Source organism: Chitinophaga sp. 22308 (genome assembly GCF_052045305.1).
In the GTDB taxonomy this organism is placed as follows: Bacteria; Bacteroidota; Bacteroidia; order Chitinophagales; family Chitinophagaceae; genus Chitinophaga; species Chitinophaga varians_A.
Window position 1 is genome coordinate 422,967 of the sequence record NZ_JBQEOP010000004.1, and the last position, 25,606, is coordinate 448,572.

The following is a 25,606-nucleotide window of genomic DNA, read 5'->3' on the forward strand; positions in this document are numbered from 1 at the left end:
TACGAATAACGGATTACGAATTCCGAAATGAAGGGGGCATAAAAAAGAGCAGCGAAGACCTTTTTGGGAAGATCTTCGCTGACAGCTATTTTCGGGCAGTTACCTGCTTATTTGGTATATTTTTTAAATACCACGATGGCGTTGTGGCCTCCGAATCCGAAGGTATTGCTCATAGCGATATTTACCGGACGGCTTTGTGCTTTGCCGAGGGTGAGGTTCAGGTTGGTCGGGATGCCTTCGCCCAGCACGGTAGTGTTGATGGTTGGCGGCACGATATCTTCCTGGGTGGCCTTGATACAGGCAATTGCCTCGATAGCGCCGGCAGCACCCAGCAGGTGGCCTGTCATGGATTTGGTGGCGCTGATGTTAACTTTTTCAACGTGTTCGCCGAAGGCGGTCACGATAGCTTTCAGTTCGCTCACATCGCCTACCGGAGTGGAGGTGGTGTGGGAGTTGATGTAGTCAACGTCGGCGGTAGTGATACCAGCGTCTTCCAGTGCCTGTTCCATGCCCAGTCTGGCGCCGAGGCCTTCAGGGTGGGTGGCGGTGAGGTGGTAGGCGTCGCAGGTCATGGCGCCGCCGATCATTTCACCATAGATGGTAGCACCTCTGGCGATGGCGTGTTCATATTCTTCGAGGATGATGGCGCCGGCGCCTTCACCCATCACAAAGCCGTCACGTTCTGTATCGAAAGGGCGGGAAGCATGCTGCGGGTCTTCATTGCGGGTAGACAGCGCTTTGAGGGCGTTAAAGCCGGCGATGCCTGCGCGGGTGACCGGTGCTTCGGAACCGCCGGTAACGATCACATTGGCCTTACCGAGGCGGATATAGTTAAATGCGTCTACGAGAGCGCTGGTAGAAGAGGCGCAGGCAGACACGGTGCAGAAGTTGATGCCCATGAAACCGTATTTCATGGCAATCTGTCCTGCCGCGATATCACAAATCAGTTTGGGAATAAAGAACGGGTTGAACTTAGGCACAAAGTTGGCCTGTGTAAATTCAACGATCTGTTCCTCGAACGTGAGCATGCCGCCGTTACCGGAAGCCCAGATCACGCCTATTTTGGTTTTGTCAATGCCTTCCTTGTTGAGACCTGCGTCTGCTACCGCTTCATGTGCAGCTGCCATGGCGTACTGCGTGAAGTTGTCCATCTTGCGGGCTTCCTTTTTGTCCATATATTTTTCCACATCAAAACCTTTGACTTCACAGGCAAATTTGGTTTTGAACTCTGTGGTGTCAAATTTAGTGATGGGACCGGCGCCGCTTACGCCTGCCTTCAGATTGCTCCAAAAAGTATTTACATCATTCCCGATAGGTGTTAGTGCTCCCAAGCCGGTAACCACAACCCTTTTCAGTGTAACAGTACGCATATTTTTTACTTTAATAAAAAAAGTTAGAGCGCAAATTTAGTTACTTATTGTTATAGATAAGCATATTCATTAAGATTATATGACATAACTTTCTCTTTTTAGGGTGAAGGTCAATGTGGTGGCGGATTTAAGGGCTTTGAGAAGGGTGTCCGGAAAAACGCTACTGTTATAAAGTGTTAACTTTCCCGCCCGGGCAACGGAAAAAAGACCGGTCGGGCAGTCTTCATCAGGGCATTTTGTATCTCGCCCCGCTTTAGCGAAAGATTTTGTGATAAATATATGAAACGACGAAAATAATCTCTAATATCGCATATACTACTTGTACAATAGAGGAATGACTGGTCAACCAAATACAGATACCTTATGGATGGAGCGTCTGCGGGAGGATGATGAAACCGCATTTGCCGAAATTTACGGGACCTATCGCGAAAAATTGCTGGCAGTGGCCTTTAACAGGCTGTCAGACATCCAGGCGGCAGAAGATATTGTACAGGATGTATTTGTCAGCCTGTGGAACCAACGGCATAACCACCAGATCAGCAACGCCGGCGCCTACCTGGCCACGGCCGTAAAATATAAAGTGCTGGACCGCTTCCGTCGTGAACAACTGTTACGCCAATACCAGGAAGTATACCAAACCACGATACCGGTCAGTGTGCCGGAACCCGAAACGGCGCTCCAGCAAAAACATATCCTGCAGCTGCTGCAGCAGGAAGTGAACAAACTCCCCGAAAAATGCCAGTTAATATTCCGCTACAGCCGTGAACAGGGCATGCCGGTAAAAGAAATCGCCCGGGTCCTCAATATCTCCAGCAAAACGGTGGAAAACCAGCTCACAAAGGCTTTGCGCCAGCTTAAGGGAAGCATCCGGCATATATTTTCCATTTTTTTTTAATTTTTTTTCGGGCAGCGTAGGGGATTCGTTCCGGTTGTTCGACTAATGACTGTAATTATCCGTTATGAAAGAAAACCAGGATCTGTTAAGCGCTGTCGAAAAATATTTGCGGGGAGAAGCCTCCCCGGAAGAATGCGCGCAGGTAAATCAGTGGTATCACTCTTTCGATGACGGGCAGGTGGAAGTAACACCGGAAGAAGGCTTCAGCAAGGAAGAAATTTTCAGCAGAATGGATGCAAAGCTGGCAGCGCTGATGCAGCCGGCCCCCACCCGCGGTAAAATATTGCCGCTGTGGCTGAAACGCACCGCCGTTGCGGTCGGTATCACGCTGGTGCTGGACGCCGGGCTGTGGTCCCTTTCCGGCCGTAAAAATACACGTCTTGCTTCCGGAGGGGTGGCAACGAAAACTTCCGCGCCTGTGATGCCGGGAAGCAACAAAGCCATACTGCTGCTGGATGATGGCAGTGCCATAACGCTGAACGACAGCACCCGGCAAACAGCCGGCGCAGCACGGGTACAAGGCGAAACGCTGGTATATGACCAGGCCGGCAATCAGGAAGGCGTGAAATACAATACCCTGAAGACCCCGCAGGGCGGCCAGTTTGCGGTAGTGCTGCCGGATGGCAGTAAAGTGTGGCTCAACGCGGCCAGTTCATTGAAATACCCCGTGAGCTTTAACAGCCGGCACCGGACAGTGGAGTTGACAGGGGAAGCTTATTTCGACATCACGCCGGATAAAAACAAACCTTTCACCGTCCGGGTCAATAACATGGAAGTACAGGTACTGGGAACCTCCTTTAATGTGACGGCCTATCCCGAAGAAAAAAACATCAAAACAACCCTGATAACCGGGGCGGTAAACGTAAATGCCGATAACTCAACCAAACATCTGTTACCAGGGCAACAGGCCGTATGGGACGATGCGCGGCAATTCACCATCAACAATGCGGACATCAATTCCGTGCTGGCCTGGAAAAATGGGAAGTTCGAGTTTGCGGGAGAGGAAGTGGGAGTAGCCTTAAGGCAGCTGGCCAGATGGTACGACCTGGAGCTGCAATTTGAAGCAGGGGTGCCGGACGAACATCTTACGGCGTCTTTTCCCAGAAACACCAGCCTGGACAATATTATCAGGATGCTGGAGCTGAGCGGTGTCCACTGTAAGCTGGATAATCGCAGGCTCACTGTTCATCATCAATAATCATCGTCTAAATCTAAATCATATAAATCTAAGTCTAGTCTAAATCGAAAAAAATCCAATCTAAATCGAAGTAAAAATCTAAGTCGAAAAAAGCAATCAGAACAATGAACATTTCATCTTAAAGCCAGATGTAACATCTGCGTTATGGCCTTCTGTTGTCCATAACTAAACTATTCCGGTACCAATAACCTTTACCAAACACTGCGATGTATGAGTAATCCTCAGTACAAGGGGGCTTCGTATGCCCCCGGGTTCCACTTCTTTAAAACCATCCGGGTCATTAAGCTGACAGCTTTTCTGTTGGTGTTGATCTCCCTGCAGGCAATCGCTTCAGCCTATGCCCAGACATTGACATTGCATCAGCGCAATGCGGCGCTGGCCGATATTTTCAAAAGTATTACCCAACAAACCGGATACAGTTTTATGTACCGGAATGAAATGCTGGCCCGGGCACAGCGTGTAACCATCTCTGTTACCGATGTGGACCTGAAAGCGGCACTGGATATCTGCTTCCACGGGCAACCACTTACTTATTCCATTGTGGATAAAGTGATTGTGGTAGATGCCAAAAAAGAAAAGACACTGCTGGCAGCACCACAGGAAGACCTGCGCGGACGCGTGGTAAACGACAAAGGAGAGAGCCTGCCGGGAGCGTCTATCGTATTAAAAGGTACTGCCAAACGGGTGGTGACAGACGAGAAAGGCGAATTCCTCATTAAAGATGCGGACGCCGCCAATGCGGTCCTGGTAGTGGACTACATCGGCTTTGAAAGACAGGAGATCAATTTGCAGGGACGTACAACCGTTACCGTTACCCTGAAACAAAAGAACGCTGACCTGGTGGATGTGGTAGTGGTAGGATACGCCACCCAGAAAAGAGTAAACCTCACCGGGGCCGTCGCCACGGTGACCAGCAAAAGCCTGGAAAACAGACCGGTCACCAATGTGTCCAGCGCATTGGCCGGCCTCAGCCCCGGTTTGCAGGTGCGCCAGAGCTCCGGTAAGCCAGGCTCCGACGGCGCCACCATCCGGGTACGTGGCGTAGGCACGCTCAACAACAGCGATCCGCTGGTAGTGATCGATGGTATCATCGGCAGCATGGACGCAGTTAACCCCACCGATATTGAAAGTATTTCCGTACTGAAAGACGCTGCCTCGTCCTCTATATATGGTACGCTGGCAGCCAACGGCGTAATCCTCATTACCACCAAAAAAGGCAACCGTAATCGTACTACCGTTACGTATAGCGGTACCCTGTCTTCCATACAGCCCGCCAATATGCCGAAGTTCGTGAATGACTATGTACGTTATATGAAACTGTATAACGAAAGCGCCCGCAACCTCGGCCAGTCAGAGTTGTTCAAACAACAAACCATCGATACCTGGGTGAATGCCAATGCTCATCCCAATGACCTCAACGCAGCAGGGATACCTAACTCAGTGGTATACGCCAATACCGACTGGGCCAACACCGTGTTTAAACACAGCATTCTGCAACAGCATAATATATCAGTTTCCGGTGGCGGCGAAAAATCCACTTTCCTGGTGTCCGGCGGCTTTCAGAACAACCCCGGCACCATGGAACATACTGAGGCCAAACGCTACCAGATACGCCTGAACCTCGACAGTAAAATCAACCGGTATATCACCGTCGGTACCCAGACATTTGCCTCCCAGGAACTTTTCGGCATGGGAAATACAGACAATGCCTTTAACTACCTCCGCCAGACAACGCCCGGCGTTCCGGCGAGATATGAAGGCAAATACGGCTTCCCTACCGCTATAGAAGAATCCCAGACAGCCAATAACATCCTGCTGTACCTGAACAACGTTGCCGGCAAAAATGTGCAGAACCGTTTCAACTCCACCGTGTATGCCAACCTCTCCCTGCTGCGCGGACTGACATTTGAAACCAAATTCAACTATCAGACACGGTTCCGGGACATGCAATACCACGACGTACCTTTTGCCAAATGGGACCTGGCCAACAACGTAGCCCGGCAACCGGCCGCCACGCCCGACCAGCTCACCACGAGCGTAGAGCATAACAAAGACTTTACCACCACGTTTGACAACGTATTACGTTACCATACACAGTTTAAGGGCGGGCACGATTTTGCCGCCCTGGCAGGTTATAACCAGACCTACTACTATTATAACCGCGATTTTACCAGCAGGAAAGGCCTGGTATCGGAAGAAGTCACAAACATCAATGTGGCTGGTAACACCAACAACGTATTTGACGGAACAGAATATGACAATGCGCTCCGCAGCTGGTTTGGGCGTCTGAACTATGCCTACCGTGATAAATACCTGTTTGAAGCCAATCTCCGGTATGATGGTTCCTCCCGTTTTGCACCTGCCTCCCGCTGGGGTTACTACCCCTCTTTTTCAGCAGGCTGGCGCCTGACAGAGGAATCATTCCTGAAAGAATCACTGCGCAATTTCCAACAGTTGAAACTGCGCGGCTCCTGGGGTAAATTAGGCAACAACGGCGGCGGCGACAGGTCTCAGGGCAACTATGACTACCAGACCCTCTATAACCCGGTGTATTATTCTTATAACAACACCGCAGTGAATGCCCTGGCAGTCACCAAATTCGGAAACCCCGGCCTGCTCTGGGAAGCTACGGCCATTGCGGATATCGGACTGGACGCAACCCTGCTGAACAATGCACTGAATATCTCCGTAGACTATTACAGCAAAACGACCGACGGCATCATTACCACGCCGCCGATACCGCTGACTGTAGGCAATGCCGCGCCTCCTACCGTTAATACGGCCACTGTTTCCAATAAAGGGATTGAAGTAGTAGCCAGCTATAACCGCAAATTTGGCGAAGTGGACATTACCGTCGGCGGTAACTTCTCCTATAATAAAAACGTGATCACCAGCTACCGCGGCGCCTTCCAGGAAGGTTATACCACCGATGCCGGCGGTAACAAAGTATGGTCTTCCAATATCGGGAAAGTAGCTGCCAACAACGGTAACAGGTACCGCGTGGAAGGCCATCAGATCGATGAATATTATCTCCAGAAACTGTATCAGGGCAATGGCAGCCACTTCAATGCCGATGGCAGCGTGAATATTAATGGCGGCCCTAAAGACGGCATGATCCGCACGCCGCAGGATATGGACTGGCTGAAAGCCATGATGGCCGCAGGTTACACTTTCCTGCCTGCACAGGGCGTGGACAAGGGAAAAATCTGGTACGGTGATTTCATCTACGCAGATACCAACGGTGATGGTATTTATGGCAATAACTACGACAGGACCTTTTCCGGTTCCAGCGGTACGCCCAAATACAACTATGGCTTTAATATCAGCGCCTCCTGGAAAGGGCTCTATCTTAATATGATATGGGCCGGCAGCGCAGGACTTCAGTACTACTACAATGACCGCGGATACCTGAGCTCCGTTACGTCTAATGGTAATGCCATAGGACTGGATGTTGCCAACGATCACTATTATTATAATGATGCCAACCCATCTGATCCTGCTAATAATATCAATGGTAAATATCCCCGCCTGAAACTCAATACAGATCCGCAGAATAGCCAGGACAACTATTTCTACCTCTACAATGCGTCTTATCTGAAACTGAAGAACCTGCAGATCGGCTACCAGATTCCGGAACGCCTCACCAAACGGGCTGCCATCAGCCGCGCGGTGGTATATGTAAGCGGGGAGAACCTGCTGACCATCACCCGGTATCCCGGCCTTGACCCTGAAATTGGCGCCAGTGTAGGGTATCCGACCATGAAACAGTATGCATTGGGTCTTAATGTTACATTCTAGGTTCTAAAAATTAACGTATGAAAAAGTTCAGAATATTAATATACGGTACCGCACTGCTGTCATTAGCCGCCTGTAAGAAAAACCTGCTGGACACCGTGTCCTATACGCAGGAAAGTGACGCCCAGATGTGGACCACAGACAATCTCACCGATCAGGGCATGGCCGGCGTATATGCTGCCCTCCGATTGAATATTGACCAGGGCAGTGCTTCAGGTAATGAATTATACCAGTTCGACCGTTACGGCGTTGGCGGCATGGTGCGTGATGCGGATGCCCTACAGGTAGGTACCATTACGCCCAGCAACGGGATGTTCAGCAGCAACTGGAAACAGTTCTACGACGGTATTCAGCGTGCTAACAATGCTATTTTCAATATACCGCTGAAATCCCCTTCAGCAGCGGACAAAAAGGCTAAATACATAGCAGAGTCCAAATTCCTGCGCGCTTATTTTTATTCCCGTCTGAACCAGCTGTGGCATGGCGTACCGGTGTATCTCACGCCATTTACTGCGGACGATGCAACAAAAGGCCGTGAAACAGAAGACAGCGTTTGGAAAGTAGTGGTAAATGATCTGACGGACTGTATCAACGAGCCAAATTTGCCGCTTAAATATGGAAAAGGCAATGCGAGTTATGGCCATATCACCAAAGGCGCTGCCTATGCCCTGAGAGGTAAAGCATACCTGTATACCCGCAACTGGGCTGCTGCTGCGGCCGATTTCGCCAAAGTACAGGAAGCGGGGTACACGCTCTTTACGGGTGATTATAAAGCGCTCTTCAAAGAAGCGAATGAGCAAAGCGACGAAATGATTTTCTCTATCCAGAATATTGCGGTGAACAACTACGGTTCCACTACGCAGTTTTTCTGTGGAAACAGAAGCTCTTTTGGTTCCTGCTGGAATACCTACCTGGTTTCACCGGTAGTGGTAGATATGTATGAGAAGGCCGATGGCAGCAAGTTTGACTGGAATACGGTTATCCCCGGGTTTACTTCACTACCGGCGTCACAAAGAGAGGTGTACTTCTTCAGGGACGGGCTTACCGCTGCTGAAATTGCTGCCGCCAGCAGCCGCGGACTGGATATGAGCAAATACCTGCCTGCTGGCAATGAAGCCAGGATCAAGGCAGCGTACGCCAATCGCGATCCTCGTTTAACCGCTAACGTTATCACGCCCTATTCAGAGTACATGGGCGTAAATGGCAGCGCCAACCAGCTGTATGTTTCCAGGTGGCCTTTCCGGTCCAATAACACGCCTGTGTGGGACCTGGCCACTGATACCAAAGCATATTTCTATTACCTGCACCGGAAGTTCGTGTATGAAGGCGCTACCGAAACGATCAACCGTGCTTATGGCCCTACCGATTTTCCGGTGATCCGTTTTGCGGATGTGTTGCTGATGTGGGCGGAAGCGCTGAATGAACAGGGCTTTAGCCAGCAGTCGCTGGACCTGGTCAACAGGGTGCGGGCAAGAGTAGGCATGCCTGCATTGCAGAGTGCCGATGTTACCAAGCCGACTTATGTGGGTGATCAAACGGCGATGCGTGAACGTATCCGTAACGAGCGCAGGGTGGAATTTGTGAATGAGGGCATCAACTATTTCGATGAGCTGCGCTGGAAAACATGGAGAGAAAAGACGTTTGCCGCCGGCGCCGGTATTCAGCAGATCTGGGGCGGCAATGTGGTCAACTATTCCTGGAAAGGAGATTATATCTACTACTGGGCCATCCCTCAAAGTGAGATTGAACGTAATTCCAATCTGGTACAGAACCCGGGCTGGATCAACTAGGGGTCATTTACATGCATAAAAAAAGCGCTACCGGTTTACCGGTAGCGCTTTTTAATGATATCTCAGTTATGTCAGGCAGCGGCCGCGGCGGCAGCATGCTGTACGGTATTAATGCGAAGCGTACGTTGTTTCAGGAAAGAAATGATTTCCGCGTCTGACTGGAAACGGTCGCCGATATTGACGAAGTGTTTGGCCAGCAGGTCATAGCGTTTGGTCATCAGCCATAACCATACATGCAGGAAGTGAATGCCATCAAATACGATCGCATCGTTAGAGATGTATTCGTCCAGCGTTTTACGGAAATATACCGGATGTTCTGTCCAGTGCATGCTGGGTTTAATATGATGGCTGATATGATAGCCATCGTTCCAGCATTTGTGGTTGTATTTGGTATTGATGCAGGTGATGCTGTTTTTGTAGGAGTTGTCCGGGTCTTCTGCATCGATGAACGCGTGCTGCGCCCAGTTGCCCACCATCATAATAATACGGGAGATGATAAACGGCAGAATGAACACCACGAAGGTCGCCGGGAAATTGATGAAAGAGAGGCCTACGCAGGCGCCGATGAAAAAGAGTTCGCCACGGACCAGCTTTACCATCAGCTTATTTCTTTTTTTGCGGATATGGTACTTGGCTGTATCGTACACGCCAAAAGTCACGAAAGACCAGAGGTAGTGGAGGAATCCCCGGAAAGAATCGCGCTGGTACATCATGGTACAGCTGTCATCGTCCGGCATATTATTTTCCGGGTGGTGCATCCCGATGTGGTGGGAATAGTAGGACTCCGGTGTTTGTCCAAACAGTGGGCCTATCGCCCAGGGGAGGTAATTATTCAGGAAACCATATTTTTTTTCAAAGAAGGCGCGGTGGCTGGTGCAATGCAGCATCAGGCCAAAAGGCCCTTTGAAGGTGATATTATTGAAAAACTGGTAGGCAATAGCGGCGGTCCACCAAAGCCAGTTGTTGACACCCGGCCAGTACATCAGGATGGCCAGCGGCCAGAGGGTGAAGGTAATCTTCAGTGTTAGGTATACAAAGGGAAGATCGCGCTCGTCACGGATCATTGACTTGAAAAGCCTGTCAAAGACAGTCTCCCGGGTGGGTTTAACGTAAACCGGGTCTGTAAGATGGGTGAGTTGCTTCATATTGCGTGTTAAAAAATGTCAAGTTGGCTACAATATCAGTTGTAATTGCTTGATTGGCCGGTACTTATTTTGTTTTATCCAATAACGCATTTTACAGGCTGATAGTATCCACATGTCCGGCCGCGTTGCTGTAAGATAGCCATTTTACGGAGAGTTTGTATTGTTTTAACAGTTTTTTGTAATTTCCGGCCCCGTGCATTCCCGCATACCCGGCTACTAAACCTGTAATTATCAGCGGTGGTGCAATGGCCAAACCAATCAAACTAACAAGCAAGAATGAAGAGACTTACGCTTAAGGATGTCGCTAAAATGGCCGGTGTGGCACCTTCTACGGTATCGTTTGTACTCAACGGTAAAGGGAAACAGATGCGGATACGCGATGAAGTCGCGGCCAAAATCATACAGGTAGTGGAGAAGTCCGGTTACGAGCCCCACCGGGTGGCGGTCAACCTGCGTACCGGCCAATCCAAAACGCTGGGCCTGATCGTGGAAACCATTTCCGGCAGTTTCTTTGCCAGTCTTGCCAAAACAATCGAAACGGAAGCGGAGCTGATGGGCTATAATGTGGTGTATTGCAGCACGGAAAACAATGCCCAGAAAGGAGGTGAACTGATACGGATGCTGGGCCGCCAGATGGTGGACGGCTACCTGATTACCCCTGCGCCCGGTATGGAAAAGGAGATACAGCAGCTGGTACAGCATCATAAGCCGGTAGTGCTGATGGACAGTTACTTTCCTTCTATCAAGGCGCCTTATGTGCTGATCGATAATTTCGGTGGCGTGCAGCAGGGGATGAAACACCTGATAGAAAAGGGTTTTACCCGTATCGCCTTTGTGACGGTGGACGTGAAGCTGATCCAGCTGGAAGAGCGTCTGCGCGGCTATGTGACCGCGCTGAAAGAACACAAGCTTCCCCTGCGTAAGAAACATGTGCTGCACCTGAAATACCACAAGCTCCGGGAAGATGCCCTCCGGGAGATGCAGGAGTTCATCGGCAACAATCCTGATATAGAAGCCATATTTTTTGCTACCAATTACCTGGGTATCCTCGGTCTGGAAGCTATTGCCCGTCTCGGTCTCCGTATGCCCGATGACGTGTCTGTGATCTGTTTCGATGACCATGATATCTTCCGCCTGTACCCGCCAGGCATCTCTGTGATAGAGCAGCCGATAGAAGGCATCGCTAAAACGGCGATCGCCATGCTGATGCAGCAGCTGGGCAAAAAACCGGTGCCTATTAAAAACCCTGCAGTAGAGCTGCCGGGCCGGTTTATTGTGCGAGGCTCCGCATAGGCGCACCTGGCGTTACCGCACCGTTTATCCATTTTCCGGCAAAAAAATGGTCAATACCTGCGATAGATCCAAAAATATGTATACATTTAAAAACTGTTTCCGGAGAAATAAAGGAGTTTAAAAACTCCGGAAACAGGAAGAGGATTCGATGAATCTTTTTTTTCTGTATTGATGCTAAATCGATTTTTCTAATAATTGCACGTAATGAAATACCGGCCGGTGAAAGTGGGGAAATTTTGGCCCCTGCCTGATCATCCTCCCTGCGCCTTTACCGCTGGTACCGAATTACCAAGAAACAACACTACAACATGAAAAAAGTTGGAATGCTGGCAGCTGCTTTATTATGCCTGCATGGCGCACAAAGCCAGACAGTATACAAAGTGGCTGAACCGGTGGAATGGGTCAACACCCTCATGGGCACCGATTCTAAAGTAAGCCTGTCAAACGGCAACACCTATCCTGCCATCGCCCTGCCATGGGGGATGAACTTCTGGATGCCCCAGACAAACGTCATGGGCAACGGATGGGCCTATCAGTACACTGCCGATAAAATCAGGGGCTTTAAACAAACACACCAGCCCTCTCCCTGGATCAACGACTATGGCCAGTTTGCGGTGATGCCCGTTACCGGTAGCCTGAAATTTGACCAGAACAAAAGGGCCAGCTGGTTCTCCCATAAAACGGAAGTGGCCAAACCCTACTACTACAGCGTATACCTGGCAGATGCGGACGTGACCACCGAAATCACCCCCACAGAACGCGCTGCCCAGCTGCGTTTTACCTTCCCAACCACAGACAGCGCCTTCGTAGTGGTAGACGCATTTGATAAGGGCTCCTATATTAAAATATTACCCAAAGAACAGAAGATCATCGGTTATACCACCAAAAACAGCGGTGGTGTACCGTCCAACTTCAAAAACTATTTTGTTATCTATTTTGATAAACCATTTACCGTTGCCTCGGCCTGGCGCGACTCCACCCTGCTGAAAGACCAGCTGGAGCTGCAAGCCGACCATGCCGGTGCGGTAGTGGGCTTCAAAACAAAAAGAGGAGAACAGGTGGTGGCCAGAACGGCATCATCCTTCATCAGCTTTGAACAGGCGGAACTGAACCTCCAGCGTGAAGTAGGCAAAGACGCGTTCGATGTTACCCGCCAGAAAGCAAAAGACACCTGGAACAAAGAACTGGGCCGGCTGTCAGTGGAAGGCGGCACTTCCGATCAGGTAAGCACCTTCTACTCTTCCCTGTACCGGACCATGCTGTTCCCCCGCAAATTTTATGAAATCAACGCGAAAAACGAAGTGGTGCATTACAGCCCGTTCAACGGTCAGGTATTGCCCGGTTATATGTTTACTGACAACGGTTTCTGGGATACCTTCCGCGCGGTACACCCATTCTTTACGCTGATGTACCCTTCGCTCAGTTCCCATATCATGGAAGGCCTGGCCAACGCCTATAAGGAAAGCGGCTGGCTGCCTGAATGGGCCAGTCCCGGTCACCGCGATTGTATGATCGGCTCCAACTCCGCTTCCCTCATCGCTGACGCCTACCTGAAAGGTATCCGCGGCTATGACATCAACACCCTGTATGAAGCGATCCTGAAAAATACTGAGAACGAAGGCCCGCTGACTTCTGTTGGCCGCAAAGGCGTGAAATACTACAATGAACTGGGTTACGTGCCCTACGATGTGGACGTGAACGAAAACGCCGCCCGCACACTGGAATATGCCTACGATGACTTCACCATCTACCAGCTGGCAAAAGCGCTCAACAGGCCTAAAGAAGAGATCGCCCGTTTCGCCAAACGCTCCCAGAATTACCGGAACCTCTTTGACCCGGAAACAAAACTGATGCGTGGTAAAAATAAAGACGGCCGTTTCCAGTCACCATTCAATCCTTTCAAATGGGGCGATGCCTTTACGGAAGGTAACAGCTGGCACTACACCTGGTCCGTATTCCACGATGTGCAGGGCCTGGCGGGCCTGATGGGCGGCCGCGAATCCTTCGCCAATATGTTGGACTCTGTTTTTAAAATGGCGCCGGTATATGATGAAAGCTACTATGGCACCGTGATCCACGAAATCCGTGAAATGCAGATCATGAACATGGGACAATACGCCCACGGCAACCAGCCTATCCAGCATATGATCTACCTCTATAACTATGCCGGCCAGCCGTGGAAAACACAGTACTGGATCCGCCAGGTGATGGAGCGCCTTTACAAAGCTACGCCCGATGGCTATTGCGGCGATGAAGACAACGGGCAAACTTCCGCCTGGTATGTATTCTCTGCCATGGGCTTCTACCCGGTATGCCCCGGCACCCAACAGTACGTGTTAGGCACTCCCCTGTTCGCCAAACTCACCATGACACTGGAAGACGGTAAGAAAATGGTGATCGAAGCACCAAACAACAGCGCCAAAAACCTGTATGTACAACAGGCTTCACTGAACGGTCAGCCCTATACGAAAAACTGGATCAGCCACCAGGACCTGCAAAAGGGCGGTAAGCTGACATTCCGTATGGGCGCCACTCCCGAGAAATCAAGAGGTACACAGCCTGCTGCGTTCCCTTATTCCTATTCAACAGACAATAAATAAAACGATATAGAAGAATTTCATTGTTCACTGTAAATAATTCATCCCGATTCTTCGGGATGTAGCATTTTTCCAGACACGTTTTAAAAACTAATACCGATGACCAACAGGTTTGTTTTCTTATCGATACTCTGCTGTATCTGTACATCGCTCCGGGCGCAGGAGAATGTGTTGTCCTACGTAAAGCCGATCACGGGCACACAACGTATGGGACACACCTATCCCGGCGCCACCGTACCTTTCGGCGCGGTGCAGCTCAGTCCCGAAACGGACACGCTCTCCTATGAGATGAACGGCAAATACAACAAGGACGTATACAAATACTGCGCAGGCTATCAATATGAGGATAAAACCATCGTGGGTTTTAGTCATACGCACTTCAGCGGCACAGGCCATTCCGACCTTGGCGATTTCCTGATCATGCCCACTACCGGCGCGCTGCAGCTGAACCCCGGAACGGCAGACCATCCGGAAAGCGGCTATCGCAGCAGGTTTTCGCACAGCACTGAGGTGGCGGAACCGGCTTATTATAAAGTAAAACTGGAAGATGACAATATCCTCGCCGAGCTCACTGCCAGCAACCGTGTGGGCTTTCATCAGTATACTTTTCCCGCTTCAAATCAGTCGCACATCATCCTCGACCTGATGTCCGGCATCTACAACTATCCCAACAAAAACGTGTGGACTTTTGTACGTGTGGAAAACGATACGCTGATTACAGGCTACCGGCAAACCAGCGGGTGGGCGCGTACCCGGACCGTCTATTTCGCCATGACGTTTTCAAAGCCTTTTAAAGAATACGGTCATCGTAACTACGCCAACGACGTATATAAAGGCTTCTACCGCAAGTTTGACCAGTCAAAAAATTTCCCTGAAATGGCCGGTCGGCAGATAAGGGCTTACTTCGATTTCAATACTACCGAAGGCGAAAAAATAAAAATCAAATTTGCTATCTCCCCGGTAAGCACCGCAGGTGCGCTCAAAAACCTGGAAACAGAAATACCCGGCTGGGATTTTGAACAGGTAAAAAGAGAAGGACAGGCGCTGTGGACAAAAGAACTGAACAAAATACAAATCGCTTCCGGCAGCCGCGAAGAGAAAGAAAATTTCTACACCGCCATGTACCACGCGTTTATTAATCCAACTACCTATATGGACGTAGACGGACAATACCGCGGACTGGACCAGAACAATTATACCGCTAACGGGTATACGAATTATACCACTTTCTCGCTGTGGGACACCTACCGCGCGCTGCACCCGCTTTTTAACGTGGTACAGCCTAAACGCAACGCCGACATGGTACAGTCTATGTTGCACCATTACGAGCAGAGCGTGCAGAAAATGCTGCCGGTATGGTCGCACTATGCCAATGAAAACTGGTGTATGATCGGCTACCACAGCGTGTCCGTGATTGCAGACGCCATCATGAAAGGCAACGCCCCTTTTGACGTGAACAAAGCGTTGGAAGCCTGTGTGACCACTGCCCGCCACCGCACTTACGACGGGCTGGGATACTATATGGACATGGGGTATGTGCCGGAAGACAAAAACGGCTCATCTGTTTCCAAAACACTGGAATATGCCTATGATGACTGGTGTATTGCGCAGATCGCCCAGAAACTGGGTAAAACAGACATCTACAATGAATTTATCAAACGGGCGGCCAACTATAAAAATGTTTACGATAAAGCCTCCGGCTTTATGCGTCCCCGCCTGAACGACGGCACTTTCAAAGCCGCCTTTGACCCGCTGCAAACCCATGACCAGGGCTTCATTGAAGGCAATGCCTGGAATTACAGCCTCTATGTGCCGCACAACCCGGACGATATGATTGCCATGATGGGTGGCAAAAAACAATTCACACAACACCTCGATTCGTTGTTCACGATGGAGCTGCCGGATAAATATTTTGCCGAAACAGAAGACATCACCCGCGATGGCATCATCGGCAACTATGTACACGGCAACGAACCTTCTCACCACGTGGCCTACCTCTATAACTGGACCGGCTATCCGTGGAAGACACAGGAGCGCATACGCATGATCCTGAAGAAAATGTACCACCCCGGCCCTGATGGCCTCGGCGGCAACGACGACTGCGGACAAATGAGCGCCTGGTATATTTTCAGCTCCCTTGGATTTTACCCCGTGTGCCCCGGCTCCGACCAGTACGCGTTAGGCAGTCCTGCGGTAGACAAGGCCACCCTGCAACTGGAAAACGGTAAAACGTTTGTGATCGATGTGAGAAATCAGGGAGATAAGAATGTATATGTGCAGAAAGTTTTACTGAATGGAGAACCTTTAGACCGCCTTTATATTACGCACCGTGAGATCATGGACGGCGGAAATATCACGTTCTTTATGAGCAACAAACCGAAAAAGTGACCCGTTCGAATGCATACATGCAAAGGCCCTGCGTTGACTGCAGGGCCTTTTATTTTTGAGGAGGTACATTAAAAAAAGAAGGGAGACCGGTAAGGTCTCCTTTCTTTTTAATACTAACCCCGAAGTGTAAACGAAGCGATGCCCAGGGGCACCTGTTTACCCGGATCGGTAGGTCTGATTTTGAGATAGAGATGATGTTTTTTGCCATCGGTAACCGGTGCAAAACTGATGCTGGCCTTATTTGGCACTTTCGGTTGAGCGCCTGGTCCTATCGTGGTTTCACCCAAACGGGTACCATTGGCGTTATCGAGGAATGCTTCCACTACAAAGCCCTGTTGTTGCTGGTCCTGTACCATATAGGTAACATCGATACCGTTGACGCCTGTCAGGTCGAGATCGTTGTATACCACCCAGCCGTTGGCCGTGGCAGGGATCAACAGTTTCATACCATTGACTTCAAAAGTAGAAACGCCGTCTGCTTTGCTGAAGCCTGCTGCAGGCAGTTTGGGGTTCAGCAGTTGCGCAGCGGCGGTACCGGTAATTGGTTTAATGCCCGGTGCTCCCTTATCGGTGTAGCTGGCCAGGATCAACAGTGCGCCGTTGTCTTTCAGCTCGTTGCCCAGTGTAGGGTCCAGGCTGCCGGTGGTAGGCAGTGACGCCACTTTAGGCGCGTTGCCGCCCAGGGAGAAGATGTATTCCACCAGCTGGTGTGCTTCTCCATTGGAAAGGCCCGGGTGGGCAGACATGGCCGTTTCGCCCCATACGCCGCCGCCGCCGTTGATGATCTTTTTCGCAAGCGCGTCCGGTGCGGCAGGATCGTTTTTGTATTTCTCGGTGATCTGTTTGAAAGATGGCCCGATAGATTTTTCATCCGGCTTGTGACAGGTCTTACAGTCAGACACCTCCATGATGTTTTTACCTGCGATGGCGCCGGTAATGATCTGGTGGCCCTGTGGCATAGCGGCTTTATCGCTGCCCTGCACATAGTCCGCTTTCACGAAGATATTGCCGGCGTCGAGTTTTCCGCTGGCGCTGGTGCCGTCTTCCTTGTCACTAACGCTAACGGTATAGTGTACCTGTTTACCGGGGAAATAGAACATCTGGTTGCCTTGCAGCGCAATGGTGACCTGTGGTGTTTCATTGCCGGCATACAGCGCGATCTCCTTACTTTTTGTTTTACCACCTTTGCCGTCCTGTACTTCTACATACACATTGTATTCGCCGGCAGTGGTGTAGGTCATTTCCACAGATGGTTCGGTGGTTTCCTTTTTGCTGCCGTTACCGAAATACCAGAGGTAGGTGAGCTTGTCGCCGTCAGGATCTACAGAGCCTTCAGCAGACAGTTTCACTTTAAACGGCAGGGCGCCGGTGAGCTGTGTGGTATGAATTTCAGCCTGCGGTGCGCGGTTGCCGCCGTTATAATCAATACGGGAGAGCGCCGCGTCCGGGTTTTTGCTGAACCAGCCATTGCCATATTCCAGTACGTACAAACGGCCATCAGGGCCCATTTCCATATCGATGGGAGCATTCAGTTTGGTACCGGGCATAAATTTCTCCATTTTGGAGAAATCACCGTTTTTATCCATGGTAACGGCCATGATCCAGCCACGGATCCAGTCGTAGATAAACAGTTTACCATTGTAGTAATCCGGGAAACGGGTTTCTTTCGGATAGAATTCGCTGTAGTATACTGGGCCGGCTTCGGCATTGCGGCCGCCGCTGCCCACGATGGGGAATTCATCTGACTTGCCGTAAGGGTACCAGATAAAGGCGGGAACTGCCGGTGGCAGCTCTTTCAGACCGGTATTGTTACGGGAGTTGTTGATCGGTTTTTTAGGATCAAACGCCGGACCGGCTTCGCCTGTTTCGTAATTATAGGCGTGGTACGGTTTGTTGTCGGCGATGAACATGGGATAGCCATAGTTGCCGGGCTTTTTGGCCTGGTTCACTTCATCGTATCCGCGGGGGCCGCGGTTAGGATCGTCGTTATTGGCGTCGGGACCTACTTCGCCCCAATAGACGTAACTGGTTTTTCTGTCTACGGAGATGCGGTAAGGGTTGCGGGTGCCCATGGCATATATTTCCGGACGGGTGTTAGGCGTGCCTTTGGGGAAGAGGTTCCCTTCCGGTATGCTGTAGGAGCCGTCAGCTGCCACTTTGATGCGCAGGATTTTACCCCGCAGGTCATTGGTATTGGCGGAAGAGCGACGGCCATCGTATTGCAGGTGCCCGGGACGATCGTCCGTAGGGCCGTAACCGTTACTGGCGTATTTCTGGCCTGGTTCATCGAATGGCGTGGTATTATCGCCGGTAGACAGGTACAGCAGTTTATCCGGTCCGAAGGCGATGGAGCCACCGGTATGGCAGCAGATGTCGCGCTGGGAATAGAACTGCAGGACCACTTTTTCGGAAGCCATGTCCAGCTGGTTGTTTTCAAACTTAAAGCGGGACAGGCGGTTGACGGAAGTATCTACGGGAGAGTACATCACATAGATAAAGTGGTTGTCTTTAAAGTCCGGGTCAGCGGCGAGGCCGAGGAAGCCTTCTTCTGCGTTGACGTGGGGCACTTCCGTTTTGTAGTACACTTTCAGGAAGCCTGCCTGGGTGAGTGTTTTATCTGCCTGTTTGTACAGCATCAGTTCGCCGCGGCGTTGTGCCACGAGAATGTCGAGGTTAGGCAGGATGGTCATCTCCGTAGGTTCAAAGAACTGGCCGGAGGTGAGCACGTTTTTGGTGAAGCGGTTTTCATCCGGTGTGCGCAGGGTGGTGGCTTTGCTGTAGTCGAGCACCAGGTTTTTGCCAACAGCGTACTGGATGCCGCCGAGCACATGTTTCAGGAACAGGCTGTCGGTATAGCACTCATCAGTATGACCGAGGGCGGTATAGAAAGCGCGGCCGCCGTCGTATTCATGATACCAGCTCACGGGATGGTCGTTGTTCATGGTGCCGCCTTCGTAGGTTTTTTCATCTACTTTCAACAGTACAGTGGTGGTGGTGTCCCTCTTTTTAAAGTTGTACCATTCGTCTGTATGTTGGAATTTATCGGGCAGTCCGGCCGTAGCGGGAAATGATTTGTTGACCACTTCCACGGTCGCCTTGTGGGTGCCGGGAGGATGGCTGAGAAAATAGGCGCCGGCCAGGTGGTTGTACCAGCCCCATTCATATTCGGTGTCGGTAGCGGCGTGAATGCCTACATATCCGCCGCCGGCCTGTATGTATCTTTCGAAGTCCGCTTCCTGTGCGGTATTGAGCACATCGCCGGTGGTGTTCAGGAAGATCACCGCCGCATATTGTTGCAGGGAGTCTTCATTGAAGCGGTTGGCATTTTCGGTAGTGTCTACCTCGAAACCGTTTTCCTTGCCGAGCTTCTGAAGGGCTGCTATGCCCGCTGGTATGGAAGCGTGGCGGAAAGCGGTGGTTTTGGTGAATACCAGCACCCGCGGTTGTCCGGGACGCGATTTGTTACAGCCTGCTGTGGCCACCAACGCCAGCAGCAGCAAGAGCTTAATGGTTTGCTTCATCGGGATTATTTAGTTAGCATTTTTAATGCCCATGGTATACTGAATGCCACCCAGCAGGTGTTGCAGGTATACAGGGTCCTGATATGATTCTTTGGTATGGCCCATTTCGGTATAGAAAGCACGGCCGCCTTCAAAGTCGTGGTACCAGCACATGGGGTGATTATCCCCGTTTTTGCCGCCTTCATAGGTGGATTCATCTATTTTGACCAGCACGTGCACGTCCGGGTTAAGGTCTTTGAAGTTATACCATTCGTCTTTGCGGACCCATTCATCCGGCAGATGGCGGGTGGCGGGATGGTTGTGGTCTGTTACGCGGAGGGTGGCCTGTTGTTGTTTCGGGTGACTGAGAAACCAGGCGCCGGCCAGTTTGTTATACCATGGCCAGTCGTATTCCGTATCCGTGGCTGCGTGGATGCCCATCCAGCCGCCGCCTTTGTGGATATACTGCTGGAAGGCCACCTGCTGGGCACTGTCCAGTACGTCGCCGGTGGTGCAACTGAAGATCACGGCGGCATATTTTTTCAGGTTAGCGGCAGTGAAGGCTGAGGCGTCTTCGGTGGTGTCCACATCGAAACCGTTGTCTTTGCCCAGTTGCATGATAGCGGCTTTGGCAACGGGGATACAGTCGTGGCGGAAGCCTTTTGTTTTTGAAAAGACCAGTACTTTCCTGGCCTTGTGTTTTTTACCGGCCTGCGCACAAAGGGAGGCAGCCAGCAATAGCGCAATAAAAGCGGTGAATGTTCTCATGTTCGTGGTAATTGTAGCATCCAAAAGCAAAAGACGCAGGGCAGGGAAAAAGGAACTTCTTCTTTGCTGCCTTGCGCCTTTGTCAAAAAAAATATCTGAAAAAGATTACAGCGCCTTGAGTTTGATATTACGGTACCATACTTTGTTGCCGTGGTCCTGGAGAGCGATGTGACCTTTGGCGTATTTGCCAAAGCCTTTCCAGTCTTTAAATTTACTGTTGGCCACCAGCGCGTCCCATTCAGGAGTGCCCATGGTTGTTTCCACGGTTTTTACGCCGTTGAGCCAGAGGCTCAGATGACCATCTTTTTTCACAATTTTGGCGGTGTTCCACTGACCTACGGGTTTAACCGCTTTCTGTGAGGATTTCACGAGGTCGTAGAGGTCGCCGGCGTTGTGTTTGTTGATTTTGCCATCCGGGTGTTTATCATCGTCGAGCACCTGCATTTCAGGGCCGGTGAGATAAGTAGCTTTGAATTCAGGATCTTCATGTACGCTGAAGATGACGCCGCTGTTGCCGCCTTCTGAAATTTTCCAGTCGATGCTCAGCTCGTAGTTTTCGTATTCGCCGTTGGTAACGAGGTCACCACCGGGGGCGCCGTTTTTCTTGGCGTCCACATCAAATTCGAGTGCGCCGTCCACCACTTTCCAGGCGGGGCTGGCTGCATCTTGCAGGTAGGTATGCCATCCGTTGGTGGTTTTACCATCAAACAGCAGTTGCCATCCTTCCTTTTTCTCTTTGGCAGAGAGGCTATTTACTTTCTGTGCCTTTACCGCTGTGGCGCCGGTGATAGCACCCAGCATAAAGGCTCCGATGATGATTTTTTTCATTTACTATGATTGAATGATGATGGAAAAGCCATTATTTTCCGATGGACAGGATGTACTGTACCATTTCTTTCGCATCTTCTTTTGAAACGTTAGGATGTGGGAGCATGGCTACTTCACCCCAGTTGCCGGAACCGCCTTTGATGATTTTGTCAGCCAGTTTATCCACATTTTCAGGAGTGTTGGGATATTTGCCGGCGATGTCTTTCAGTGCGGGCCCGATCACTTTGATTTCTTCTTTGTGGCAGGTTTTGCAATCGCTTTGTGCCATCAGTTGCTCTCCTTTGCTGGCTGGTTTGTCTGCACCCGGAGACACCATGGAGTTGTCCACGGCATTGTTTTCCTGGGTGGTTTTAGTAGTTTCTTGTTCCGCTTTTTTATCACCTCCGCCGCAAGCTGCAAAAAACAGCGCGCTGAATACAAACGGTGCCAGATACCTCTTTTTCATTGTGTGATTTTTTTATTTTGTTATTTGTTTATTTGATCGGTGTTTGTTGTTTGTTTTTTCCGTCTGTGTGTTATTTTTTCGGTGGATGAATATGTTTTGTTTATTCATCCGATAGCTTTCCCTATTGATCTTGACCTGTCTCACCAAGTCAAAATATCTAAATAACTAAATTCGAAAATTACTAAATGCCTAATACCCTTTTGTTGAACGCGTCATCGGTAGCGGCACCGGCGAAGTCGTCGAACGCTTTTTCGGTCACGCGGATGATGTGGTCCTTGATAAACGGCGCGCCTTCGCGGGCACCGTCTTCCGGGTGTTTCATGCAGCATTCCCATTCCATAACGGCCCAACCGGCAAAATCGTATTGGGTGAGCTTACTGAACACGGATTTAAAGTCCACCTGTCCGTCGCCGAGGGAGCGGAACCTGCCGGGACGGTCTATCCAGGCCTGGTAGCCGCCGTATACGCCGGAGCGGCCGGTAGGATTAAATTCCGCGTCTTTCACGTGGAAGGCTTTTATTCTCTCGTGGTAAATATCGATATATTCCAGATAGTTGAGGCATTGCAGCACGAAGTGGCTGGGATCGTACAGGAGGCATGCCCGGGCATGGTTGCCGGTAGCTTCGAGGAAACGTTCGTAGCTGGCGCCGTCGTGGAGGTCTTCGCCGGGATGTATTTCGTAGCATACGTCCACGCCGTTGGCGTCGAATTCGTTGAGGATCGGCAGCCAGCGTTTGGCCAGTTCAGCGAAACCGGCTTCCACCAGTCCTGCCGGCCGTTGTGGCCAGGGGTACATGGCGGGCGCCCACAGCAGTGCGCCGCTGAAAGTGGCGTGCGCATTGAGGCCGAGGTTGCGGCTGGCTTTGGCAGCGTATTTCAGCTGGTTTACGGCCCACTCGGTGCGGGCCTGTATATTGTTGTGGTACTGTGCCGGCGCGAAACCGTCGAACATCTCCGTGAAAGCGGGGTTAACGGCTACCAGCTGGCCCTGCAGGTGGGTGCTCAGCTCTGTGATTTCCAGGCCTGCGGCGTTGACAATACCTTTTATTTCGTCTGCGTAGGTTTTGCTTTCGGCGGCCTTTTGCAGGTCTATCAGGCGTGGGTCCCAGCTGGGGATCTGTACGCCTTTGAAGCCGATGGAGGCAGCCCATTCGCAGATGGATTTCAGACTGTTGAACGGCGCTGCGTCTCCCATGAACTGCGCCAGGAATATACCAGGACCTTTGATCGTTTTCATATAGTCGTACTTGTTAGCGGTGGTATATTAAATGTCAAAATTTGTCCATTTGGCATCGCTTTGTGAAGAGCGTACCACATTATCGATGAACGCCATGCCACGCACGCCGTCTGCCACGCTGGGGAAGTCGAGCGACTCCGGTGACGGCTGTACGCCGTCGATTTTGGCAGAGAGGGTCTGTGCGAAGTTGCGGTACAGGTTACCGAATGCTTCGAGGTATCCTTCCGGATGACCGCCCGGCGTGCGGGTATTGTGGGTCATGTAGCTGGATTGGAAGGTGTAACCACCGCCGGCACGATAAATTTCTGTCGGCTTATCGAGCCATTTCACCAGCAGGGTGTTGGGTTCGTGTTGAGCCCATTCGAGGCCGCCTTTTTCTCCGTATATGCGGATTTTCAGGGCGTTTTCCTCACCGGCAGCTACCTGGGAGGCCATCAGCACGCCCGCAGCGCCATTATCGAAGCGCAGCAGCACGGCCCCGTCATCATCGAGGGCGCGGCCTGGTACCATAATGTTCAGGTCGGCGCACAGTTTTTCAATTTTAGCGCCGCTGATATATTCAGCCAGGTTAGCGGCGTGAGTGCCGATATCGCCCATGGCGCCAGCCTTACCGGATTTTTTGGGATCTGTTCTCCAGGCTGCCTGTGCATTGCCTTCCCGCTCGCTCATTTTGCTGAGCCATCCCTGCGGGTATTCTACCCATACCTTGCGGATTTTGCCCAGTGCGCCGTCTTTCACCATCTGGCGTGCCTGTTTTACCATCGGATAGCCGGTGTAGGTGTGAGTGAGCAGCAGGGTGAGACCGGTGGCTTCTACCTTGGCCTGCAGTTGTTTGGCTTCTTCCAGGGAGAAAGTGATCGGTTTTTCGATCACCACGTTGAAGCCCAGGTCCAGCGCCATCATGGCGGGTTCAAAGTGAGCGAAGTTTGGGGTGACGATGGTCACAAAATCGAGACGCTTGTCGGCCGGCATAGCGGCTTCTTTCTGAAGCATGGTCTTGAAATCCAGGTAGGTGCGTTCCGGATCGAGGAACAGCATTTTGCCGGATTCTACGGCCACTTCATTGTTGATGCTGAGCGCACCGGCTACCAGCTCTATAAGGCCGTCCATATTGGCGGCAATACGGTGAATAGCGCCGATAAAGGCATCCTTTCCACCGCCGATCATTCCCATTCTTAACTTACGGTTCATCTTCAAAATATTATTTAGGTTTCGTGGTTTTAGTTTTTAAATCGCGTTGTGCCTGGGCCGTGCCGGATCAAAAGGCAAGATAGCAGCCATAGACAATATTCGGTTACCGTCCATAACATTTAATCTGCGTGCATGTTTTCCGGAACAGCCTATAGCGGAGAAAATCATAACAACCGGCTGAAGCAGCGGTCATCGTGGCATTCCCGGCTATCCCTGGTCGGAGTGGAAAACGGCAGTGCTCCGGAGGAGAGCCCTGACATTGCAATCACGGGCAAACAGCGCTCAGGCTGTATCTTGTTCGTCATAACGTGGAAATTTATAATTTAATAATAACGGCTTAAAAGCCACTAAATTTATAAAAAGTATTTGCATATTTTTATCTTTTGGCCGTCAGAACGTCAATTTTTTTGAAAATTTCCTTTTCGCCCTGTAATGGGTTATCTTAGCTCCCACTTATGCCTTTCTGACGTTTATTTTTTTATGATTAGCGGGTTATACAGCGAAGAGGTGTTGCAGGGCTTGCAAGCCAGAGACCGTGCGGTATTTGCCCGGGTATATGAACATTTTTATCCTCTCCTCTTTGCAACGGCCCGGAAATACCTGGGAGAACGGGAACAGGCGGAGGAAGCGGTCCAGGATGTATTTCTCCGTTTATGGGAGAAGGATTTTGCCCTGGAACATGCAGCTGCGCTGAAAAGTTATCTTTTCCGCGCTGTTATCAATCAGTGTATCAATCACCTGCAGCGTAACCGGCTGCTGGAAACACACCACAATACCATCAGGCATTTACAGGAAGAAAGTTATCTCTGCACTTTCCTGGAAGAACAGGAACTGCGGGAACGGATACACGCTGCCGTGGAACGTTTGCCGGAACAATGCCGGCGTATCTTCAAACTAAGCCGCTACCAGGGGCTGAAGAACGCGGAAATCGCCCATGAACTGCAATTGTCTGTCAAAACAGTGGAAAACCAGATGACCATCGCGCTCCGGCAGCTCAAAGCCGCCTTACTGGACCCGCCAGACAGGCCCATACTGGCCGCGGACCGCTTAAAGCTGCTACTGTGGCTGCTGCCGGTCTGAAAAATCTCAAAATTCCGAAATTTTTAAATTCTTTTTAGGGGTAGGCTTTTGCTGATTTGTCTCAGCTTAAAAGCGCATTCTTTTTT

Annotated in this window: 16 protein-coding genes; 8 read left to right on the plus strand and 8 right to left on the minus strand. The window is 50.7% G+C overall.

The window, feature by feature from the left end:
- Positions 1–107 precede the first annotated feature (107 nt).
- A complete protein-coding gene (gene fabF, locus ACTJJS_RS17825; protein WP_440664690.1) occupies positions 108–1,370 on the minus strand; it encodes a beta-ketoacyl-ACP synthase II in 1,263 nt (420 codons plus the stop codon).
- Between the two features lie 334 nt (positions 1,371–1,704).
- On the opposite strand from fabF, the gene ACTJJS_RS17830 reads away from it, so the two are divergent.
- The 4 genes from ACTJJS_RS17830 (at position 1,705) to ACTJJS_RS17845 (ending at position 9,048) form a co-directional block, all read left to right on the plus strand.
- The gene (locus ACTJJS_RS17830) at positions 1,705–2,265 is read left to right on the plus strand and encodes an RNA polymerase sigma factor (protein ID WP_440664691.1); all 561 of its coding nucleotides are present in this window, start codon (positions 1,705–1,707) and stop codon (positions 2,263–2,265) included.
- 64 nt (positions 2,266–2,329) lie between these two features.
- A complete protein-coding gene (locus ACTJJS_RS17835; protein WP_440664692.1) occupies positions 2,330–3,463 on the plus strand; it encodes a FecR domain-containing protein in 1,134 nt (377 codons plus the stop codon).
- Positions 3,464–3,673: 210 nt separating this feature from the next.
- On the plus strand, positions 3,674–7,261 hold the full coding sequence (locus ACTJJS_RS17840; RefSeq protein WP_440664693.1) for a TonB-dependent receptor: 3,588 nt from the start codon (positions 3,674–3,676) through the stop codon (positions 7,259–7,261).
- Between the two features lie 17 nt (positions 7,262–7,278).
- Positions 7,279–9,048: a RagB/SusD family nutrient uptake outer membrane protein gene (locus ACTJJS_RS17845; protein WP_440664694.1), complete on the plus strand. Its 1,770-nt coding sequence runs from the start codon at positions 7,279–7,281 to the stop codon at positions 9,046–9,048.
- A gap of 71 nt (positions 9,049–9,119) precedes the next feature.
- On the opposite strand, the gene ACTJJS_RS17850 is transcribed toward ACTJJS_RS17845, so the two are convergent.
- Positions 9,120–10,193 carry a fatty acid desaturase family protein gene (locus ACTJJS_RS17850; protein WP_440664695.1) on the minus strand — a complete coding sequence of 358 codons (1,074 nt, stop codon included), beginning with the start codon at positions 10,191–10,193 and terminating at the stop codon, positions 9,120–9,122.
- Positions 10,194–10,469: 276 nt separating this feature from the next.
- Here ACTJJS_RS17850 and ACTJJS_RS17855 point away from each other — a divergent pair, with 276 nt between their 5' ends.
- From ACTJJS_RS17855 to ACTJJS_RS17865, 3 genes are all read left to right on the plus strand, one after another.
- Entirely contained in the window at positions 10,470–11,486 is a 1,017-nt protein-coding gene (locus ACTJJS_RS17855) for a LacI family DNA-binding transcriptional regulator (protein WP_168870337.1), read from the plus strand.
- Positions 11,487–11,794: 308 nt separating this feature from the next.
- Entirely contained in the window at positions 11,795–14,086 is a 2,292-nt protein-coding gene (locus tag ACTJJS_RS17860) for a GH92 family glycosyl hydrolase (RefSeq protein ID WP_440664696.1), read from the plus strand.
- Positions 14,087–14,182: 96 nt separating this feature from the next.
- Positions 14,183–16,471, plus strand: a complete 2,289-nt coding sequence (locus ACTJJS_RS17865) for a GH92 family glycosyl hydrolase (RefSeq protein WP_440664697.1) — start codon at positions 14,183–14,185, stop codon at positions 16,469–16,471.
- Positions 16,472–16,584: 113 nt separating this feature from the next.
- Here the strand turns inward: ACTJJS_RS17865 and ACTJJS_RS17870 are convergent, their stop codons facing one another.
- The 6 genes from ACTJJS_RS17870 to ACTJJS_RS17895 all read right to left on the minus strand — a co-directional run bounded on the left by ACTJJS_RS17870 (position 16,585) and on the right by ACTJJS_RS17895 (position 24,440).
- Positions 16,585–19,992, minus strand: coding sequence for a ThuA domain-containing protein (locus tag ACTJJS_RS17870; protein ID WP_440664698.1), 3,408 nt, complete (start codon positions 19,990–19,992; stop codon positions 16,585–16,587).
- Between the two features lie 9 nt (positions 19,993–20,001).
- Positions 20,002–20,739, minus strand: a complete 738-nt coding sequence (locus ACTJJS_RS17875) for a ThuA domain-containing protein (RefSeq protein WP_343744364.1) — start codon at positions 20,737–20,739, stop codon at positions 20,002–20,004.
- A gap of 105 nt (positions 20,740–20,844) precedes the next feature.
- Positions 20,845–21,567, minus strand: coding sequence for a 3-keto-disaccharide hydrolase (locus ACTJJS_RS17880; RefSeq protein WP_343744363.1), 723 nt, complete (start codon positions 21,565–21,567; stop codon positions 20,845–20,847).
- A gap of 31 nt (positions 21,568–21,598) precedes the next feature.
- Positions 21,599–22,012, minus strand: a complete 414-nt coding sequence (locus ACTJJS_RS17885; RefSeq protein WP_168870331.1) for a c-type cytochrome — start codon at positions 22,010–22,012, stop codon at positions 21,599–21,601.
- 181 nt (positions 22,013–22,193) lie between these two features.
- On the minus strand, positions 22,194–23,249 hold the full coding sequence (locus tag ACTJJS_RS17890) for a sugar phosphate isomerase/epimerase family protein (RefSeq protein ID WP_168870330.1): 1,056 nt from the start codon (positions 23,247–23,249) through the stop codon (positions 22,194–22,196).
- A gap of 27 nt (positions 23,250–23,276) precedes the next feature.
- Positions 23,277–24,440, minus strand: coding sequence for a Gfo/Idh/MocA family protein (locus ACTJJS_RS17895; RefSeq protein WP_168870329.1), 1,164 nt, complete (start codon positions 24,438–24,440; stop codon positions 23,277–23,279).
- Between the two features lie 480 nt (positions 24,441–24,920).
- Between ACTJJS_RS17895 and ACTJJS_RS17900 the strand changes: the two genes are divergently transcribed.
- Positions 24,921–25,520, plus strand: coding sequence for an RNA polymerase sigma-70 factor (locus tag ACTJJS_RS17900; protein WP_168870328.1), 600 nt, complete (start codon positions 24,921–24,923; stop codon positions 25,518–25,520).
- The last annotated feature ends 86 nt before the right edge of the window (positions 25,521–25,606 follow it).

Excerpts from the sequence above, each read along its gene's own strand:
- ACTJJS_RS17840 (WP_440664693.1), top strand. The coding sequence starts at position 3,674 with ATGAGTAATCCTCAGTACAAGGGGGCTTCGTATGCCCCCGGGTTCCAC.
- ACTJJS_RS17885 (WP_168870331.1), bottom strand. The coding sequence starts at position 22,012 with ATGAAAAAGAGGTATCTGGCACCGTTTGTATTCAGCGCGCTGTTTTTT.
- ACTJJS_RS17835 (WP_440664692.1), top strand. The coding sequence starts at position 2,330 with ATGAAAGAAAACCAGGATCTGTTAAGCGCTGTCGAAAAATATTTGCGG.
- ACTJJS_RS17880 (WP_343744363.1), bottom strand. The coding sequence starts at position 21,567 with ATGAAAAAAATCATCATCGGAGCCTTTATGCTGGGTGCTATCACCGGC.
- ACTJJS_RS17830 (WP_440664691.1), top strand. The coding sequence starts at position 1,705 with ATGACTGGTCAACCAAATACAGATACCTTATGGATGGAGCGTCTGCGG.
- ACTJJS_RS17900 (WP_168870328.1), top strand. The coding sequence starts at position 24,921 with ATGATTAGCGGGTTATACAGCGAAGAGGTGTTGCAGGGCTTGCAAGCC.
- fabF (WP_440664690.1), bottom strand. The coding sequence starts at position 1,370 with ATGCGTACTGTTACACTGAAAAGGGTTGTGGTTACCGGCTTGGGAGCA.
- ACTJJS_RS17895 (WP_168870329.1), bottom strand. The coding sequence starts at position 24,440 with ATGAACCGTAAGTTAAGAATGGGAATGATCGGCGGTGGAAAGGATGCC.
- ACTJJS_RS17890 (WP_168870330.1), bottom strand. The coding sequence starts at position 23,249 with ATGAAAACGATCAAAGGTCCTGGTATATTCCTGGCGCAGTTCATGGGA.
- ACTJJS_RS17845 (WP_440664694.1), top strand. The coding sequence starts at position 7,279 with ATGAAAAAGTTCAGAATATTAATATACGGTACCGCACTGCTGTCATTA.
- ACTJJS_RS17875 (WP_343744364.1), bottom strand. The coding sequence starts at position 20,739 with ATGAGAACATTCACCGCTTTTATTGCGCTATTGCTGGCTGCCTCCCTT.
- ACTJJS_RS17860 (WP_440664696.1), top strand. The coding sequence starts at position 11,795 with ATGAAAAAAGTTGGAATGCTGGCAGCTGCTTTATTATGCCTGCATGGC.
- ACTJJS_RS17850 (WP_440664695.1), bottom strand. The coding sequence starts at position 10,193 with ATGAAGCAACTCACCCATCTTACAGACCCGGTTTACGTTAAACCCACC.
- ACTJJS_RS17855 (WP_168870337.1), top strand. The coding sequence starts at position 10,470 with ATGAAGAGACTTACGCTTAAGGATGTCGCTAAAATGGCCGGTGTGGCA.
- ACTJJS_RS17870 (WP_440664698.1), bottom strand. The coding sequence starts at position 19,992 with ATGAAGCAAACCATTAAGCTCTTGCTGCTGCTGGCGTTGGTGGCCACA.
- ACTJJS_RS17865 (WP_440664697.1), top strand. The coding sequence starts at position 14,183 with ATGACCAACAGGTTTGTTTTCTTATCGATACTCTGCTGTATCTGTACA.